This is a genomic window from Planococcus sp. BI3, assembly GCF_056680115.1.
The window spans coordinates 1,805,925-1,824,929 of sequence record NZ_CM155266.1 but is presented as its reverse complement, the minus strand read 5'-3'; the positions used below and the strand labels follow the sequence as shown (position 1 = coordinate 1,824,929).

Annotated in this window: 18 protein-coding genes; 17 read left to right on the top strand and 1 reads right to left on the bottom strand. The window is 40.1% G+C overall.

Annotated features, from left to right (window positions below; all coding sequences use genetic code 11):
- Positions 1-74 precede the first annotated feature (74 nt).
- The 8 genes from AC1MEO_RS09195 to AC1MEO_RS09160 all read left to right on the top strand — a co-directional run bounded on the left by AC1MEO_RS09195 (position 75) and on the right by AC1MEO_RS09160 (position 8,036).
- Complete coding sequence (locus tag AC1MEO_RS09195; protein ID WP_480335806.1) at positions 75-278, top strand: hypothetical protein; 204 nt, start codon at positions 75-77, stop codon at positions 276-278.
- 240 nt (positions 279-518) lie between these two features.
- Positions 519-2,105, top strand: a complete 1,587-nt coding sequence (locus tag AC1MEO_RS09190; protein ID WP_480335804.1) for an L-lactate permease — start codon at positions 519-521, stop codon at positions 2,103-2,105.
- A 76-nt stretch (positions 2,106-2,181) separates the two neighbouring features.
- Positions 2,182-2,889, top strand: coding sequence for a FadR/GntR family transcriptional regulator (locus AC1MEO_RS09185; protein WP_480335803.1), 708 nt, complete (start codon positions 2,182-2,184; stop codon positions 2,887-2,889).
- Between the two features lie 118 nt (positions 2,890-3,007).
- A complete protein-coding gene (locus tag AC1MEO_RS09180) occupies positions 3,008-3,739 on the top strand; it encodes a (Fe-S)-binding protein (protein ID WP_480335801.1) in 732 nt (243 codons plus the stop codon).
- Positions 3,740-3,741: 2 nt separating this feature from the next.
- On the top strand, positions 3,742-5,178 hold the full coding sequence (locus AC1MEO_RS09175; protein ID WP_480335800.1) for a LutB/LldF family L-lactate oxidation iron-sulfur protein: 1,437 nt from the start codon (positions 3,742-3,744) through the stop codon (positions 5,176-5,178).
- Complete coding sequence (locus tag AC1MEO_RS09170; protein WP_480335799.1) at positions 5,171-5,872, top strand: LutC/YkgG family protein; 702 nt, start codon at positions 5,171-5,173, stop codon at positions 5,870-5,872. Before AC1MEO_RS09175 ends, AC1MEO_RS09170 begins: the two co-directional genes overlap by 8 nt.
- 245 nt (positions 5,873-6,117) lie before the next feature.
- On the top strand, positions 6,118-6,723 hold the full coding sequence (locus AC1MEO_RS09165) for a hypothetical protein (protein WP_480335798.1): 606 nt from the start codon (positions 6,118-6,120) through the stop codon (positions 6,721-6,723).
- A 119-nt stretch (positions 6,724-6,842) separates the two neighbouring features.
- Complete coding sequence (locus tag AC1MEO_RS09160; RefSeq protein ID WP_480336065.1) at positions 6,843-8,036, top strand: amidohydrolase; 1,194 nt, start codon at positions 6,843-6,845, stop codon at positions 8,034-8,036.
- 462 nt (positions 8,037-8,498) lie between these two features.
- Here AC1MEO_RS09160 and AC1MEO_RS09155 read toward each other — a convergent pair whose 3' ends face one another.
- The gene (locus tag AC1MEO_RS09155; RefSeq protein ID WP_480335796.1) at positions 8,499-9,257 is read right to left on the bottom strand and encodes an IclR family transcriptional regulator; all 759 of its coding nucleotides are present in this window, start codon (positions 9,255-9,257) and stop codon (positions 8,499-8,501) included.
- Between the two features lie 288 nt (positions 9,258-9,545).
- Here AC1MEO_RS09155 and AC1MEO_RS09150 point away from each other — a divergent pair, with 288 nt between their 5' ends.
- The 9 genes from AC1MEO_RS09150 (at position 9,546) to AC1MEO_RS09110 (ending at position 18,984) form a co-directional block, all read left to right on the top strand.
- A complete protein-coding gene (locus tag AC1MEO_RS09150) occupies positions 9,546-10,631 on the top strand; it encodes a TRAP transporter substrate-binding protein (protein ID WP_480335794.1) in 1,086 nt (361 codons plus the stop codon).
- Positions 10,632-10,704: 73 nt separating this feature from the next.
- A complete protein-coding gene (locus AC1MEO_RS09145; protein ID WP_480335792.1) occupies positions 10,705-11,196 on the top strand; it encodes a TRAP transporter small permease in 492 nt (163 codons plus the stop codon).
- Positions 11,197-11,218: 22 nt separating this feature from the next.
- Positions 11,219-12,523, top strand: coding sequence for a TRAP transporter large permease (locus tag AC1MEO_RS09140; RefSeq protein WP_480335791.1), 1,305 nt, complete (start codon positions 11,219-11,221; stop codon positions 12,521-12,523).
- Between the two features lie 32 nt (positions 12,524-12,555).
- Positions 12,556-13,863, top strand: a complete 1,308-nt coding sequence (locus AC1MEO_RS09135; RefSeq protein ID WP_480335789.1) for an acetyl-CoA hydrolase/transferase family protein — start codon at positions 12,556-12,558, stop codon at positions 13,861-13,863.
- On the top strand, positions 13,860-15,047 hold the full coding sequence (locus tag AC1MEO_RS09130; protein WP_480335788.1) for an acyl-CoA dehydrogenase family protein: 1,188 nt from the start codon (positions 13,860-13,862) through the stop codon (positions 15,045-15,047). Before AC1MEO_RS09135 ends, AC1MEO_RS09130 begins: the two co-directional genes overlap by 4 nt.
- A 13-nt stretch (positions 15,048-15,060) precedes the next feature.
- Complete coding sequence (locus tag AC1MEO_RS09125; RefSeq protein WP_480335786.1) at positions 15,061-16,179, top strand: acyl-CoA dehydrogenase family protein; 1,119 nt, start codon at positions 15,061-15,063, stop codon at positions 16,177-16,179.
- Between the two features lie 57 nt (positions 16,180-16,236).
- Complete coding sequence (locus AC1MEO_RS09120; protein ID WP_480335784.1) at positions 16,237-17,016, top strand: enoyl-CoA hydratase/isomerase family protein; 780 nt, start codon at positions 16,237-16,239, stop codon at positions 17,014-17,016.
- A gap of 32 nt (positions 17,017-17,048) precedes the next feature.
- Positions 17,049-18,194, top strand: a complete 1,146-nt coding sequence (locus AC1MEO_RS09115) for a thiolase family protein (protein ID WP_480335781.1) — start codon at positions 17,049-17,051, stop codon at positions 18,192-18,194.
- Between the two features lie 16 nt (positions 18,195-18,210).
- Complete coding sequence (locus AC1MEO_RS09110; protein ID WP_480335780.1) at positions 18,211-18,984, top strand: SDR family NAD(P)-dependent oxidoreductase; 774 nt, start codon at positions 18,211-18,213, stop codon at positions 18,982-18,984.
- Positions 18,985-19,005: the final 21 nt, after the last annotated feature.

The window sequence follows — 19,005 nt, the reverse complement described above, 5'->3', positions numbered from 1 at the left end:
ATGCTGAAGAGAGGATTAGTATCGGGTGTATGGGGTAGACTATCATAAAAACCTACAAATAGGAGGAGTCACCAATGGCAAGAAAAGGCACAGCAGGTCGTTCACCGGGAGAACAGGCAAGCGGCGCTCCGGAGTCAGCTATCGATAAGGCCGTCAAGAAAACGAAGGAAGTATTCGACAAAGAAAACGAAGCTACGGATTATAAAGATGGCAAAGAGGAAATGCAGGATGCAAAAGAGCATTCCAAAGAGGTTTCAGATAAACGGACAAACAAGTAAAAGCGTATTGAAAAAGCGTTGCCAATTACCTGCAAAGGTAGTGGCAGCGCTTTTTTGTTGTTTCATCTAAAAGGGAATTGTTTGTGTACCTGGCACACAAACAATTAAACAGAAAAAATATTGACTAAATTCAAAATATTAGCTAAAGTAACAACAGGTCATCTGATGACCTGCTTCTTATAAAATGAAAGCGTTTTATCAAATGGGGAAATTATTTTAAAAATGGGGGAGACTGAATTTATGCTATTGCTTGTGGCCTTGAGCGCGATTATTGCACCATTCGTTTTCGTAGTCATTCTAAGGATGTCTGCATTAAAAGGTATGTTTTTCAGCGCTATTATTGTCATTGTATTGGCTTTTGCGGCATGGGGAATGGAAGGGAACGTAATTCTTGCTTCCATTCTTCAAGGCACGCATAAAGCGTTCACCATTCTATTGATTTTATTTGGCGCAATTGTCTTGTTGAACACATTAAAGCATACGGGGGCCGTCAAGCGGATCAATCAAGGTTTTCAAAGTATTTCGGGGGACATGCGTGTCCAGGTTGTCCTAGTGGCATTCTTATTTGGTTCGTTGATCGAAGGGGCAGCCGGATTCGGTACACCTGCTGCCGTGACGGGGCCATTGATGCTGGCGCTTGGTTTTAATCCGCTTGCAGCGGCCGTATTGGCATTGGTTGCGGACAGTTCAGCGGTTTCCTACGGAGCGGTTGGTACACCGATCCAAGTTGGATTAAGCAATATCCCGAATGCGGACCTGTCTTTTTTTCAGGAAATCGGCGTCAAGATAGCGACAATTGATATGTTTGCCGGTACGTTTATTCCTTCCATTCTGGTGATCATGCTGGTATTGATTTTTGGTAAACGCAAAGGGTTATCGGCTATTTTTGAAATGCTGCCATGGACATTGCTTGTGGGTCTGACCTATACATCATCAGCATTGCTTTATGCAACGCTGTTCGGCCATGAGTTTGTGGCGATTCTGGCTTCGCTGACAGGTTTGGCTTTTGCGGCATTCACCGCAAAAAAAGGCTGGCTATTGCCGAAAGAACAATGGAAAGATGCTTTACAGGATGGATTTAAAGTAGAAACGGAAAAGTCGAATATGGGATTATTGACGGCATGGTCTCCTTATTTCGTGGTCGTAGGCTTGTTATTGATTACACGGATCCTGCCTCCCGTAAAAGAATTCACCCTGACCGCAATTAACCTGACTTGGAACAATATATTGGGGATAGAAGGCATCACATCGAAATGGGAAATCTTATATTCACCTGGAACGATTCTGGTTTTGGCTGCTGTGCTCGCCGTCTTTTTCCAACGCCAACCATTTTCCAATTTTACAAAGGCAGCAAAAGAATCTCTTTTTTCCATTAAAAATGCCGGACTGGCGTTGATTTCTACACTGGCATTGGTACAGGTCTTCACCAATTCCAGTATAAACATCAACGATTTGGTCAGCATGCCGAATTACATCGCGCAGGCTTTAGCGGTTGCCATCGGTCCGGCCTGGCTGTTTGCGGCCCCATTTCTAGGGGAGCTGGGGGCATTTATCACGGGAAGTGCGACTGTGTCGACACTGACGTTTTCACCCATCCAATACAGCATTGCAGAACAGACCGGCTTAGACACCAATATTGTGTTAGCGCTCCAGGTCATCGGTGGGGCAGCCGGAAATATGATATGCGTCCATAACGTGGTTGCGGCTTCCGCAGTTGTCGGCCTATCAGGGAAAGAAGGAACCATCATCAGAAAAACACTGATTCCTGCCTTGCTGTACGGTGTATTGGCTGGAATCGGCGGGTTTGTGTTAATAAGCTTTATGTAAATTACCTCTTTCTTTTAAATTATGCCTGTTTCTATTAAAGTAAGGATAGGAACATATAAGTCAGGAGAGAGAAGCCATGGAATTCAAGCAAATCCGAACGAAAAAAATATACGAAGAAGTAACCGATTCCATTTTGGAAATGATCAAGACCGGGCAATTTAAGACGGGAGACAAATTGGATTCTGTCGAACAATTGGCGAAGAATTTCAATGTCGGGCGTTCGGCGATACGAGAAGCCTTGAGTGGTTTGCGGGCTATGGGATTAGTGGAAATGCGCCAAGGCGAAGGAACCTATATCACATCATTTGATGCTTCGAAATTTTCCCTGCCTTTATCTTCAGCACTTCTTATGAAGCGGGAAGACATTAAGGAACTTTCAGAAGTCCGTAAAATTTTGGAGGTCGGAGCGGTGGCTTCCGCTTCAATCAACCATAAAGCTGAAGATTTAACGCCGATGGAAAGAGCCTTGAAAGCCATGAAAGAAGCCAAAGGGCAAGGGCAGATTGGCGAGAAGGCGGACTTGGATTTCCATTTAGCCATCGCACACGCGACGCACAATAAGATGCTGATCAATTTGATGACCAGTGTTTCTGAAATTATGGTTGAATCGATGCGGGAAACACGCCAGCTTCTTTTGTACTCAGAGGAAATGATGGGTTCTCTATATGAAGAGCATCAATTGATCTTTGAATCGATAAAAGCAAGGAACACCGAGGAAGCTCAAAAAAATATGCTGAATCATTTGATTGGAGTAGAAAAAATCTTGTCGCAATACATCGATTAAAGCGTTCATTTTCAGACCCGGTCTATTTTTTCGGACTAGTCATATGATGACCTGCTTTATTTTTGGAAAATAATTACTTTCTTTAATGAATAAAAAATATGGAAGGGTGGATGATTTTATGAAAGTGTCCTTATTTGTTACTTGCCTCTCAGAGATGTTTTATCAAAATGTCGCCAAAGATGTTGTGGAAGTTCTGGAGCGGCTCGGGTGCGATATCGATTTCCCTAAAGGGCAGATTTGTTGCGGGCAGCCTGCTTATAATAGCGGGTACCGGGAAGATGCCCAAAAAGCGGCAAAGCAGATGATTGCCACATTTGAACAGTCGGAAGTTATCGTTACGCCATCGGGTTCCTGTGCGGCTATGTTCAAAGAATATCCTGAACTGCTCAAAGATGACAAAGAGTGGCATGAACGGGCGAAAGCAGTGGCGGACAAAACGTATGAGTTCACCCAATTCATCGTCCATGTCCTGAAAGTCGAAGATGTGGGAGCGGCATATTCAGCGCGCGCAACGTACCATACCTCTTGCCACATGATGCGATTATTGAAAGAAACAGAAGCTCCATTTAAGCTGTTGGCGAATGTTAAAGGGCTTGAAATGCTGCCGCTTGCGAACAATTACGATTGCTGTGGATTCGGCGGAACATTTGCGGTCAAGATGGCGCCGATTTCAGAACAGATGGTGGATGAAAAAGTCCGGCATGTAGAGGAAACAACAGCCACCCTTTTGATTGCGGCAGACAATGGCTGCATGATGAACATCAAAGGCCGGATTGACCGAAAAGGAAAAGCGATTGACGTAAAGCACATTGCACAAATCCTTAATTCGCGTGCAGAAGGGAGTGTCTGACAATGGCTATGAAAATTGGAGAAAAACCATTTTTTGGTCGGGTTGATGAAGCCCTGCAAGATGATTTTATGAGGCAAGCCATGAGTTCTGCGCAAGATCGGCTGCGAGGAAAGAAAATGCTGGCGACTGTGGAAGATGAACTGGTGGGGGATTGGGAAGAATGGCGAAGTGCCGGCGAAGAGATTCGCAGCCACACGCTGGAAAATCTGGATTTCTATTTAGATCAATTAAGTGAGAACTTTTCGAAGCGGGGCGGCCATGTTTATTTTGCTGCGACAGCGGAAGATGCCACCCGTTATATCCAGGAAGTCGCCAAAAAGAAAAACGCCAAAAAAGTGACGAAAGCAAAATCCATGGTGACGGAAGAAATCGGCCTCAACGAAGCGCTGGAAGAAATCGGCTGCGAAGTGTACGAGACGGATTTGGCGGAATACATTCTGCAGATTGACGATCATGACCGGCCGTCCCACATTGTGGTGCCTTCTTTGCATAAAAACAAAGAACAGATCCGCGACACATTCCGGGACAAGGCAAATTATACGGGCACCGAGGAGCCGAAGCAGCTCGCTGCCTTTGCACGGAGCCAATTGCGTGAGACCTTTATGCAAGCGGACATCGGAGTGACAGGCTGCAACTTTGCGGTAGCGGAATCGGGAACGATTTCTCTCGTGACAAATGAAGGAAATGCCAATATGGTCACGACGTTCCCGGAAACACAAATCAGCATTATGGGAATGGAGCGGCTGGTGCCGACCTGGGAAGAGCTCGATGTCATGATCAATCTGCTGAGCAGAAGCGCGGTCGGCCAAAAAATAACGACGTATGTCACCAACCTGACGCCTCAATTGGAAGAAGACAGTGTAGACGCACCTAAGGAATTTCATTTGGTGATTTTGGATGCAGGACGGTCGAAAGCGCTGGGTACTGAATTCCAATCCGCCCTTCATTGTATTCGATGCGCCGCTTGCGTCAATGTGTGTCCCGTTTATCGCCACATAGGGGGCCATGCGTATGGCTCGATTTATCAGGGGCCGATCGGAGCTGTCTTGTCTCCTATTCTCGGAGGCTATGAAGAGTATGGGGAGCTTCCTTTTGCTTCCAGCCTCTGCGCTGCCTGCAGCGAAGCGTGTCCCGTGAAAATCCCTCTTCACGAGCAATTGATCCGCCATCGGGAAATTTATGTAAAGGAAAAAGTGAAGAACAGTGAGAAATTGGCGATGAAAGCATTTGGTATCGGTGCAAGTTCTCCTTCACTTTTCCGCCTGGCAGTAAAAGGGATGCCGACCATGCTGAAACCTTTTGTCAAAGATGACAGCATCTCGAACGGTCCAGGGCCGATGAAACTTTGGACAGCTGTCCGGGATTTCCCGGCACCGGGAAACAGCAACTTCAGGAAATGGTTCGACAACCATAAAAAAGGGGGCGGAACAGATGGCTGAAGGGATGATCCACAATAAAAAAGATTTTTTAACCAACATTTCGACAAGGCTTGGAAGAGAACAAAGTAAACAGGTGACAAGACCTGAGTGGAAACATCGTCCTCAGCTGGAAATCCTGAAGGAGGCCTCTCCTGAAGAATTGGCGGCGATCTTCAGCAAGAACAGCAGTGAAAAAACAACCACGGTGATCGAAACAACTAGCGAACAGCTTCCGGAAGTCCTGAAGGCAACATTCAGCAAGTATGGCGGCGGCCGGGTTGTGGCCACAAAAGATGCCCGTTTTGGTGAGTTCGGGCTGGATGCAGTGCTGGCCGAAAGCGATGCCCATGTCTGGAACGCGGAATTGGGAGAAGAAAATATCGAAATAGCCAAACAAGCTGGCATCGGCGTGTTTTTCAGTGACGTCAGTTTAGCGGAGTCGGGAACGGTTGTGCAATTCAACGACAAAGACATTGCGCGATCTGTCAGCTTACTGCCTTTGGCTTACGTCGCCATTGTCCCGAAATCGACGATCGTGCCGCGCATGACGCAAGCTTCGCAGACAATCCATAAATCGGTCGAGGAAGGCAAAGTACTTTCGACATGCATCAATTTCATATCAGGGCCGAGCAATAGCGCGGATATTGAGATGAATATCGTCATTGGGGTGCATGGACCGATTGAAGCGGTGCATATCGTAGTAGTTGATCGATGATTATTGTTTGCGTGCCTGGCACTGACACAAATTAAAGAAAGCTGGAACTGTCCTATGATCATTGGACAGTTCCAGCTTTTTCAGTATGTGAATTATGTGTGTGCCTGGCACACGCGCAATTTATATTCGCCAACAAAGGATTGTCCGCTTGTTCTGCAGAATAAAATAAAGCAGAGCTATTGGAGGAATCAAGGGTCAGAGTTGGTTTTTGCTGGACAAGGTTTTATAGAGAAAGAGGATGGCATATGAAAAAGTTCATATTGTACGCTGTGGCTATTTTAGGAAGTATTGGACTGATCTACGGGGAAGAGATGTCTGGTACAGACGATACGGATTGGGCCTTTGCTGTATCGACCTTGCTGTTGTTTGCGTTATTCCTGCAGGGATGGAAACGCTGGAATTCGGGTGGTGGAGGCATTATTGCAGTAACAGCATTTATGCTGTTCACCATCGGCTCCATTTTTCTTTTGGATGAGGCGTCCGTTCTCATCTACAGCTTTTTGCTGGGGCTGTTGCTCCTCCCGTTTTGCAGGAGGTACCGGGACGCAGCGGCAACGTCACTGGCTTTTGTAGTGGCGCAATTGGTCCTCTACACCGGAATAGGAAATGACATCATGGTTTGGGTGCTGTTTGCCATGAACGCCCTCTTTGCACTCAGCGGCGCGTATTTTGGAATGAAATGGTTGAGACGCTGCTTTACGGTCTTGTTTTCAATGTCTGCCTTGCTGTTGGTGTTCATAAACAGTTTCAATGAAGGCAAGCTGCTTCTTATTCTGGTTGTCGCAGCCATTGTTTTGGTTTCTGTGGGGATCTATAAATTTTCACGGCCTGCTGTAGGGCTGAAAGAGTAATGGGATTTAAACAAGCGGACCTTTCTATGCCAAAGGAAAGTTCGTTTTTTTAGTTGAGTGAAAAGCATGTTTTTTAAAGAGACAGGGTAGAGTTTGTAAAAGGAGTGATTGTTTTGCCAATGACAGAATTGATGAACCGATTAGACGGAAAAGAACGGCGCATCATCGAAATACGCCGGTATCTTCACGAGCATCCGGAGCTGTCGTTTGAAGAAGAACGGACAGCCGCATATATCGAGAATTTTTATAAGGAAGTGCCGGTGGATCTGGTGGAAACAAATGTCGGTGGCCACCGTGGACTGGTCGTAACGATAAACGGAGCGAAGCCGGGTAAGGCCATTGCGATCCGCGCAGATTTTGATGCCTTGCCGATCCAGGAGGAAACAGGGTTGCCGTTTGCTTCCAAAACGGCAGGCGTTATGCATGCCTGTGGACACGATGGCCACACGGCTTATATGCTGATACTCGCTGAAACGTTGGCCGAGCTGAAAGGGCAACTGGCTGGAACGATTAAAATTATCCACCAGCCGGCTGAAGAAATGCCGCCGGGTGGAGCAATCGGCATGATAGGAGCAGGAGTTCTCGACGGAGTAGATGCGGTTTTCGGCATCCACGTCATGTCAACGATGGAAACCGGAAAAGTTTTTTACCGAAGCGGCAATACACAAACCGGGAGAGCCCGCTTCAAGCTCCATATCCAAGGGAAAGGCGGCCATGGGTCTTCGCCGCATATGGCAAACGACGCGATTGTTGCAGCCAGTTCCTTTGTGATGAACTGCCAGACCATCGTCAGCCGGCGGATGGATCCGTTCGATACCGCGGTCGTCACCATCGGTTCTTTCGATGGCAAAGGGCAGTTCAATGTCATCAAGGATTCTGTCGCGCTCGAAGGTGATGTCCGGACCATGTCGCAAGAATCCCGGGAGCTAGTGGAAAAGCAGGTTCGCCAGTTTGCAGAAGGATTGGAAACATCGTTTGGTGTTGAGACCACACTGGAATATGCCAATGACTATCCCGTCCTCTACAACGATCCGGAAGTCACTGAACTGGTTCGCCAAGCGCTTGAAGAAGCGGCGATTCCGGAAGTGAAGGCTGTTGATGAAGTCCCACCTCAGCCGCCATCGGAGGACTTTGCTTATTACCTGCAGGAAAAGCCAGGGTGCTTCTTCTATGTCGGTGCGAAGCCAGAGGGGAAAGAGTCCTATCCGCATCATCATCCGAAATTCGAGATTGACGAAAAGAGTTTGCTGATCAGCGCGAAAGCCATGGCTGCGGTCGTAGGGGCTTATTGTGGAGGGGATGGAGCGCAATAATTGAGGATAGAATACTATTTTTTTAAAAAATAAGGTTCCACTTATATATTTAAGTTAATTTCTTGACGCGGTAGAGCGAGTGAATGCCTATTTGAAAGCGAAAGTCCATAACAAAACTGAATCCAAATATAGCCCGAGGCCTTCCTAAAAATATTGGAAGGCCTCGGGCTATATTTGTAAAATCAAAAATAATGAATATGATGGTACAAAATGCTAAGGGTTTTTTTGAGTAGTTGTATCAAAAATTCCTGCTAGATTATTGTTGAATTCCTAAATGTATATAAACACAGCTAATTCTATACTGTGAACTCCATATAAAGAAAGTTTAGAAATCTTTAATATATAGTAAGAATTATTTATAGTAAAAACGATAAGTATTTGTTTTCTCATCACTCTACTTCAAGGAATTAAATAAAAGTTAGATTGAAAACCCTTCTAATTAGATTTTTTATAAAAGTTATATTACAAAAGCTCCCTTGAAATTAGAGAAGCTGTTTCTAACGTTTTAGTTACATAAAATTCTATTTTATTATCATCTACTCTGGCTGTTGGAATCATAAGAGTTACACCTGCAATTACTTCCCCAAATCGATCTTTAATTGGAGCACAAAGAGAAAATGCACCCTTTACTCTTTCACCTCTGCTAATAGCATAACCATTTTTTTGTATTATTCGAAGTTCTGTTAATAAATCTTCTTTATTTAAAATAGTATTATCGGTGATTTTAATAAACTCGAAATCTTCCATCATTTTTTTCTGTGTTTCAATTGGCAAATATGCTAATAGCAACTTCGCCGATGACCCTGCATATAAAGGCGAAGTCTGTCCAACGTAAGATAATGTTGCTAAATCATGTTTTCCAGGTATATATCCAATGCATTTTCTTTTTCCTTGATAAATTATATTTAATCCAATGGCTTCTCCTAAGTGATCTCGTAAATCTATCATATGTTTTTTTGATTTTGAAAGTAATTGAGAGTTTTTTTCAACTAATTGTCCTAGAAAAAGTACTTCCATTCCTAATCGATATGTTTTTTTTTGGCTATCTTTTTCTAAAAAACCATGAAGAACTAAAGCGTTTAACACTCTTTGTAGGCTTGATTTTGATAAACCTATTTTATTGTGTAAATCAGCTAATGATAGCTCTGGTTCCATCGTTGTAAAAGATTTTAATATTGTTACTGCACGGTCAATTGTTTGCATAGAATCCCCTATTGCCAATTAAATTCCTCCTTTTTTATGAAATGAAAATTCCGATTTATCTGTCCTCTCTATAATAATCAAAAAAAAATATTAATCAAGCACACGTTTAATTAGTTTTATTATTTTAAATATTCTTAAAATAGATTGATTTTATATCATTTATAATGTTAGTATGTACTAAACATACTGATAGACAGTATGCATTATCGCATATCGGTAAAAAACGTAATATATTGTGTGGAAGGAGGAATATTTAGGTATTGAAGGGCTGGTATTTATTAATGCTAATTCTAAGGGGGAAGATTTATGTTTCTAGGAAAGAAAATAATAATAACGACAATTTTATTAGTGGGGTCTACTATGGTTTTAAGTGCTTGTGGCGATGAAAGTTCTAATGCAAATGAAAGCGCTAACAATCCGGATGGAGAAGTATACGAATTAGATATCAATAATTGGACTTCTTCGACTCATCATTATGCGTATAACGTTTATGAACCATGGAAAGAACTTGTAGAAGAAGAGACAGACGGACGTGTAAAAGTAAATATCTATCATGGGAGCTCTTTAGGGAAATCCAATTCAGTGTACCAAGATGTAAGTGGAGGATTATATGATGTAGGGCTAATTGTAGCTAACTATTTTTATGACACGGGATTCTTCCCATACACAATTGGAAATCTGCCCTTTGCATTTGAAGGACCCGAAGAAGCAGAAGCTATCCTGGGAGAGTTTTTTGAAAAATATGCAAATGAAAAATTAGAAGATATACATTTATTGAATGCTACATCAACAGATGGATATGATTTATTTTCTAGTGATCCAATTAGAAAACCTGAAGACTTGAAAAATAAGAAAATGCGCGTAAATGGAAAAAGTGAAATTGCTTTTGTAGAGTCTTTAGGCGGAGTCCCAGTATCGATTTCGACTGAAGATACTTATGAATCTCTTCAAAAAAATACAATTGATACATCTTTCTATACTCCTATTGGGGCAGAAGGATTAAAGCTATACGAACCGGCACCATATATAACAAAAATGGGTGTTTCTGTTACTCCAGTAGTGCCAATTATGAATAAAAACTTTTATGAAGAGCTCCCTGAAGACTTGAAAAAAATATTTGATGATAAATTAAATCCTAAGTTAACAGAACTGTTCACTGAAAGTTATGCAACAGAATTGGAATCTTCATATGAAGAACTTGGAAAAGTTGTGGAAGATCGGGGAGAAATTATTACTTTAAGTAATGAGGATATTGAAAGTTTTAGAGGGCTTGGGCAAGAAGCATGGGCTCAATGGATAAAAGACGCTGATGCTAAAGGTTACCCAGGTCAAGAAATGGTTGATACTTTATTTGAAATGTTAGAAGAAGAGGGATATCCAGCTCCTTATTAATATGATTCGTAGTTTCACCTATTTCAACATTATTAGGTGGACCTACGATAAAAGTAAGAGTAGAGGTGAAAATATGAAAAAACTAGGTAATATAATTAACTTTTTAACTAATATTACAAAGAATATTGCTTTAGTAACCATGTCACTAATGATGCTATTCATAAGCTTTGCTGTTATTAGCAGAGCTTTATTTACTCCAATTATTGGAGATGTTGAACTTGTCCAATTGGGCATGGTGGTTTTAATTATGTGTGGGTTGGCATATACAGAACAAGTGGACGGTCATATCGCAATCGGTTTGATTGTAGATCGTTTTCCGGAAAAGGTACAAAATTTTTTTTCTGGCGCAGCTAATTTTCTTACTGCCATTGTTACATTGACGATTGGCTTTATTTATTTTGGAGTAGCAATGAATCATAAAGATCATATGCAACTCAGTTCTAGTTTACTGAATATTCCTTATTATCCACTTGACTTCATAATTGTTCTTGGATTCGTCATGTGGGGACTACAAGCATTATTCAAAATGGTAATTCCTATTGTTTCTTTATTTAGTGCCAAATAACAATAGGTGAGGAGGATAGATTATGTCGATCGAGTTAGTAGGGTTATTAGGAATAATAGCAATGTTTATATTAATGTTTTTAAGAGTGCCAATTGCAATTTCAATGGTAATTCCGACTTTTCTTGGGATTTTATATTTGAGGGATTGGAATACTTTGACTACAGCTGTTGAAACAATAATTTGGGATCATAGTTTTAGCTACACATTAACTACTATTCCCATGTTTGTATTAATGGGTGAATTATTATTTATATGTGGAATTAGCGGAGAGCTTTTTTCTACTTTCCGCGCATGGTTAGGAAGGCTGAGAGGTGGATTAGCAATGGCTACAATTGGCTCATCTGCTATGTTTGCAGCTGCTTCAGGTTCAAGTTTGGCAAATACTGCAACGATGGGTGTTATTGCTTCCAAAGAAATGCTAGATTCTGGTTACAGTAAAACATTGACAGGAGGATCAATTGTAGCCGGGGGAACTTTGGGAGTGTTAATCCCTCCGAGCACATTGTTCATAATTTATGGAATGATGACGGAGCAATCAATTGGCCAACTTTTGGTTGCTGGAATCATACCCGGCATTCTTCTTATGCTACTTTATCTCCTCACTGTTTATATTGTGACTTTAATAAAGCCTACAATGGCTCCTTCTTTAAAAGTTAATATAAGTTGGAAGGAAAAATTTTCTTCATTGAAGTCTACTATTTGGATAATAATTCTATTTGCAATAGTTGTTGGGGGTATGTATGTGGGATGGTTCAATCCTACAGAAGCTGCTGGGATAGGTGCATCTGTAACTCTTATCATAGCTTTAATTAGAAGAAGGTTAACTTTTAAGACTTTTATCCAGGCTCTTTCTTCAACGTTAAAAACTACTGGATTTTTATTTGCCATAATTATAATGGCATTTTTATTGAATTTTTTCTTAACAATTACACGAATTCCATTTTTATTAGCAGATTTTCTTAATGGACTAGCATTACCTGATTTTGCGCTTTTCGGAGTAATTATTCTGATGTACATTCTTCTTGGGGCCGTGATGGACTCTTTAGCTATGGTGGTAGTCACCCTGCCAATTATACTTCCGTTAGTATTGTCAATGGATTTAAACCTTATCTGGTTTGGCGTAATCGTGGTTCTGGTAATGGAACTTGCAATGATTTCACCCCCTATTGGAATGAATTGTTTTGTTCTTAAAGGAGCAGCACCTGAATTATCTTTAGAAGATATATTTAAGGGAGCAGCAATTTTTATGATACCGATAGTGCTACTTATTGTAATTCTATATATATTTCCGGAAATCGCACTATATTTACCAAATAATATGTATTGAATTAGAAAATAATAATTTAAGGCGTGTAGTGTATGAGGGATTGGAAAAGGATCTACCATGAAAAGCAATTGAACGTAACCCAAGCAATAAATAAAGTAAATAAAAATCAGGTCATCATATTATCAGCTTATTGTAGTGAACCCCAAACCTTAGTAGAAGAATTAATAAGACAAAAAAGTAGATTAAAGGGATTAAAACTGTACGTTAATCTAGTTGGTAGTCCAGCTTTGTACTCTTTAAAAGATAATTTCCCTTATTTTTGTATCAGGACATTTCTTTCAAATTCAAAGTTAAAAGAAGCGATGTTACATGGTGATTGTGATTACATTCCAATAAATGTATCTGAAATCCCTAAGAAAATTGTGGGTATGGAAATTGATATTGCCTTTATTCAAGTATCACCCCCTGATAATGAAGGATTTTTTAATTTAGGCATTTCTGTTGATTATGTAAAATCACTCGTGAAAAATGCAAAATACGTAATTGCTGAAGTAAATGATTTAATGCCTAGAACCCATGGCGATACTAAACTAACAATTGATGAAATAGATAGCTTCGTCAAAACATCAAGGCCTTTGTTGACAATTCCAGAAAGTGAATTCAGCGATATAGAAAAGAAAATCGGAGAAAATGTGGCAACATTAATTCCGGATGGAGCTACATTGCAATGGGGAATAGGGAGTATACCAAATAGCATTTTACATTCTTTAAAAAATAAAAAAAATTTGGGTGTTCATTCGGGTTCTATTAGTGATCCGGTGATTGAATTAATAGAAACTGGCGTCATTAACAATAGCCGGAAGACTGTCAAAAAAAATAAAATAGTTTGTACCTCTTTAATAGGTACTGAAAAACTATATGCATATGCAAATAATAATCCGGTGATAGAAATGCATTCCGTTGAATTTACTCATAATAGCAAGATAATAGGCCAGCTTGAAAATTTTCATTCTATAAATTCAGCATTGGAAATCGATATAACAGGACAAATAAATGCAGAATCACTTAAAGGTGTTACGATTGCCGGCGTCGGGGGACAAATGGATTTTATTCATGGTGCAAAAAGCTCTATTGGAGGCAGAGTGATTATAGCTCTTCCTTCAACTGCAGCGGGAGGAACAATATCGCGGATTAAGTTTTCAGTATCTGAAGTTACATCGTTAAAATCTGAAGTTGATTATATTGTAACTGAGTATGGAATTGCGAAGTTATTTGGAAAATCGATGAAAGAGCGTGGCAAAGAGATTATAGCAATAGCACATCCGAAATTCCGAGTAGAACTAGCAAAGAGGCTGCAACATAAAAATACAAATAATTCAGATGATGGAGGGTTTTTATGAATATAAAATTTTCTGAAGAATTGGAAAAATACAGGGATGGAGCGATTAATTGGCTCACTTCTGCATTGCCTGAGTGGTGGCATGATTTTGAAGAAAGAGTCAGTGACAAAAAACGCTATGAAGAAGTTCAAAAAAATTGGGATCAAAAACTATTTGAGGGCAGATATTCAGGGATCTCTTGGCCGAAGGAATATGGGGGCCAAGGAGAAAGTGTTTTAAAAGAAATGATTTTTGAAGAAGAGGCCGGCAGAATTGATGCACCTCGAGGCTATAATTTTTTAGGGAAAATTCTACTGGGCCCTACCTTATTGACATATGGAACAGAAGAACAAAAAAAACATTATTTACCTAGATTAGTTAAAAGTGAAGATGTATGGTGTCAAGGCTTTTCAGAACCGAATGCGGGATCTGATTTAGCTGCTTTGCAAACAAAAGCAGAACTAGAAGGAAATATGTGGGTTATTAACGGTCAGAAAGTATGGACAACAGAAGCGCAAAATGCCAATTGGTGTTTTGTATTAGCAAAAACAGACTCTTCAGTTTCCAAACATAAAGGAATTACATATTTTTTAGTTCCTATGAAAGCAGAAGGTGTTTCTGTAAGGCCACTTCGGAAAATAACAGGGGAAGCAGATTTTAACGAAATCTTTTTTGATAATGTTAAAATCCCTAAAAACAATTATATAGGGGAGTTAAATGAAGGATGGAAAGTTGCAATGACAACGCTCTCTTTTGAAAGAGGAATTTTAGCTTTAGGCAGACAAGCGAGGTTTCAGACGGAATTTGAACAGGCAATAAAGTATTCTGAAGTTAATAAGCTCCCTGGAGAACAGGATTTAAAAGACAATCACTACTTCAGCCAAAAGTTTGCTCAGTCTTTTATAGAGCTGCGAGTCATGAGATACCACAGTTTAAAAACAATTAGTGAATATATAAACAATAATGGAAAGCTTGGACCTGAAATGTCTCTGCAAAAATTGTATTGGTCGGAAATGCGCTCACGATTAGGAAATTTACTCATGGAAATACAAGGAGAAGAAGTGAACTTTTCAGAAGAGGACTCCCTTTCTTCCAATCATTTTACAAATATTTATTTCACAACTAAAGGTGAAACCATCTATGCCGGAACTAGTCAAATTCAAAGAAATATTATAGCGGAGAAAGTTTTGAATTTACCAAGATAAAGGAGTGAAATAAATGAGCAGTTTTAAGTTTGAATTAGAGTTTGAAGAAAGCTTAATGCAAAATACCATTAATAAAGCATTAAGAAAGATATATTCTTCAGAAGTGCTTCGAAAGGCCGTGGAAGAGAAAAAAATAAACAGTCGGATACAAAAATTTTTAGTCGAGCAGGGCCTGATTGGATTGCTTAATCCCCTAAAACAGGGTGATGCGAATTTGATGCTTACGACAATTCTTGTAAATGAAGCGGGGAAACGTTTATTATCTTTTCCATTAATTGAACACTTAATGGCGCTATATTTATTGAAAGAGGAGGAGTCATCTGAGGATGTTGAGGCATACGAAGAAGGAGAGAAAATTGCAACTATTGGATGGAATGAGAAGTTACAAGTGCATTCCGAGCATCAAGAATCTTTTCTTTTCGGAACTATCAAATCAATACCATTTGCAAATGAATCAAGCCGGATTTTAGTGCCAATCTCCCAAAAAGGGGAAGGAGTGACAGATCAATTATTGATTATTGATACAGACCAGGTAAGGGACCAGCTGAGAAATGTGAAGACGCAAGATGTGACATATCCTTTATATGAACTTCAGTTAGACAACGTGCTTGTTGATGAAGAATTTTTTAAGTTGATTGACATTGATTTATACGACTTTTATCGTGTGGCTGATTTACTCTTTTCTGCAGAACTTTTGGGTATTGCCCAGGAAACATTAGAAATGACATTAAATTATGCAAAGGAGAGAAGGCAGTTCGGCGTAGAAATTGGGAAGTTTCAAGCAATAAAGCACATGTTAGCAGATATGTATTTATTGAGCGAGAGTGCAAAAGTCACTCTTGAATTCGGAGCTTGGTCTATAGAAAATGATGGAGAAGACAATGATATCGTTGCTACTATTTCAAAAGCATATTCTTCAGAGGCAGCATTGAAAGTTGTTCAAAATGCTATTCAGCTACATGGTGCTGTCGGATTCACTTGGGAACACGATTTACATTTCTATTTAAAACGAGCTCATCGACTTTCCAGTATTTCGAAAACTCCATATGAAGAAAGGCAAAAAGTAGTTGGACATTTGTTGAATCAAAAATCTATTTTGGCAAAAAAACAGGCCGGAGCAGTCAAAAAATAATTCTAAATGGATAGCGGAAAATAATATATAAAAACTTTGTTGAAGGAGCGGAGAAATATGAAAACGGATAGTGTGGTTTATTCCGTAAAAAATGGAGTGGGCTATATCAAATTGAACGAGCCAAATTCACGTAATGCTCTATCGACAGCAATCAAAAAAGGACTTCTCAATTATTTAGATCAAGCAGAGGAAGATTCTAACGTAAAGATTATAATTTTGTTTGGAGAAGGCAGCACATTTTGCGCTGGTGGAGATATAAAAGGGATGGGAAAACGAAGCACTTTAGAATCGGTTGAGAAAATAAACCTGACTAGCAAAATTGCTGTTCGGATGGAATCTTTTCGAAAACCTATCATAGCAGCAGTTAGTGGGTATGCAGTGGGAGCCGGATTTAGTCTCGCTTTAGCTTCAGATATAATTTACGCAGAAGAAAAGTCGAAATTCGGGTTAAGTTTTTCAAAAGTGGGTTTAATTCCTGACTGTGGAGCTTTATATTATTTACCTAGAATGGTGGGTCCTTGGAAAGCGAAGGAACTAATTTTTTCAGGAGAATTACTATCCTCAATAGATGCAGAAAAACTTTGTATTGTAAATAGGGTTTTTCCAGATGGCGAAGTCTTTACAGGAGCGGTTGAGTTTGCTGAAAAAATGGCTGAAGGGCCAGCTCAAACGATGCAGTTTGTAAAATCCATTATCTCTAAAACAGCAAACCAAAGTTTATCAGGCACTGTGGAATACGAAAATTATGCACAATCAATTTTACAACAAACACAAGACCATGCAGAGGGTGTAAATGCATTTATAGAAAAGCGAGAGGCCATATTTGTAGGGCGTTAACCTGATAACACATCATAAGGAGGAATAAGTATATGTCAAAAAGAGATGCGGTAATTGTTGAGGCTGTTCGATTGCCAATGGGTAAAAGAAATGGTGTTTTTTCGGAAACAAGATCTGAACATATGTTGACTGAAACTTTAAAAGGATTAATAAATAGAAGCGGTATTAAGTCGGATGCTGTAGAAGACGTCATTGTTGGATGTGTAACGGAAAATCAGGAACAGGGCAATAATATTGCGCGAGTTGCAACTTTAATGGCAGGGCTTTCTGAAAGTACACCAGCAATGTCTTTAAATAGAAAATGTAGTTCATCTCAACATGCGATTCATCAAGCCGCTCAAGGAATTATAGCGGGAGATTACGATGTGGTAATTGCTGCTGGAATAGAGAATATGAGCAGACATCCACTTGGTTCGGATAAAGTAGAAGAGCCCTCTGAACTAAAAGAATTATATGAAATCGTTCCTCAAGGGGAGTCAGCAGAAAGAATAGCGGAAAAATGGAATATCTCTCGTCAAGAGCTTGATCAATACTCATTTAGAAGCCATCAGCTAGCAGCAGAAGCAAGACGAAATGGAGAATTCAAAAGAGAGATTTTATCAGTAGAAGTAACTAAAGATGGAAACTCAATACAAATCACAGAAGATGAAGGGATTCGGCCGAGTACAACTATAGAAAAATTGGGAGAGTTGAAAACTGTCTTCCGAACAGATGGAAGAATCACGGCTGGAAACTCTAGTCAGATCAGTGATGGAGCAGCTGCAGTTTTAATTATGTCCAGAGAAAAAGCCGAGTTACTTGGATTTAAACCAAGAGCAAAAATTATTGCTCGAGAAGTCATAGGTTCTGATCCTACGATGATGCTGACAGGTCCAATCGCGATTACAAAAAAAATATTAAAAAAAGCAAATTTGACAGTTGAAGATATTGATATTTTTGAGTGCAATGAAGCATTTGCAGCTGTGACACTCGCATGGATGAAAGAGCTGGGCGTAACTGAAGAAAAAGTGAATCTTCGCGGTGGAGCTATTGCTTTGGGGCATCCGACTGGAGCAAGCGGTGCAAGGTTAATGACTACACTTTTGCACCAGTTAGAAGATGCGAATAAAAAATACGGATTACAAGTGATGTGTGCGGGGGGCGGAATGGCTACTGCAACAATAATTGAACGTTTGTAAATTGAGGAGGGAATATATGGAATTTGAAAATCAGATAGTCATTATAACTGGTTCTGGAAGAGGAATTGGCCGCGCATTAGCTCTCGATATGGCTAAGGCTGGGGCAAAAATAATTGTTAATGATTTAGATGATGAAGTGGCTGTTTCCGTAGTTAATGAGATAAAGGCAGCGGGAGGAGAAGCTTTAGCTGTCATAGGAAGTGTATCAGATCGAAATGTAGCTAGAAAAATGGTAGAAAGAGCAGTGGCAGAATACGGAACGGTTCATATTTTGATAAACAATGCAGCTGTAACAAAACCAGCTATGATTGATAAAATGACAGAGTTTGAGTGGGACTTGGTTGTGGACGTTGGATTGAAAGGTGTTTTCAATTGTATCCAGGCTGTAGCTCCACTATTTAAAGAAAAAGGGAAGCAAAATCCGGAAGCTTTGAGCAATGGAAAAATAATTAATATTACTTCAGTAGCTGGATTAACAGGATCAATTGGTCAAATTAATTACTCTGCTGCAAAAGCAGGTGTTGTCGGAATGACGATGTCGGCAGCAAGAGAATGGGGAAAATATAGAATCCAGTCAAATGCTGTTGCTTTCGGAATAGTAGAAACACGGATGACTGAAACAATCCGGACTGAAAAATTTGAGGATGTTTATAAAAATAAAATAGTATTAAATCGATTTGCTGAGACCCAGGATGTAGTGCCTGGTATCATGTTTCTCGCTTCTCAAGGAGCAAATTACATAACAGGCCATGTGCTGAATGTTTCTGGCGGATATCATATCGGAGTTTAAATATATTCTTTGAATTTAATA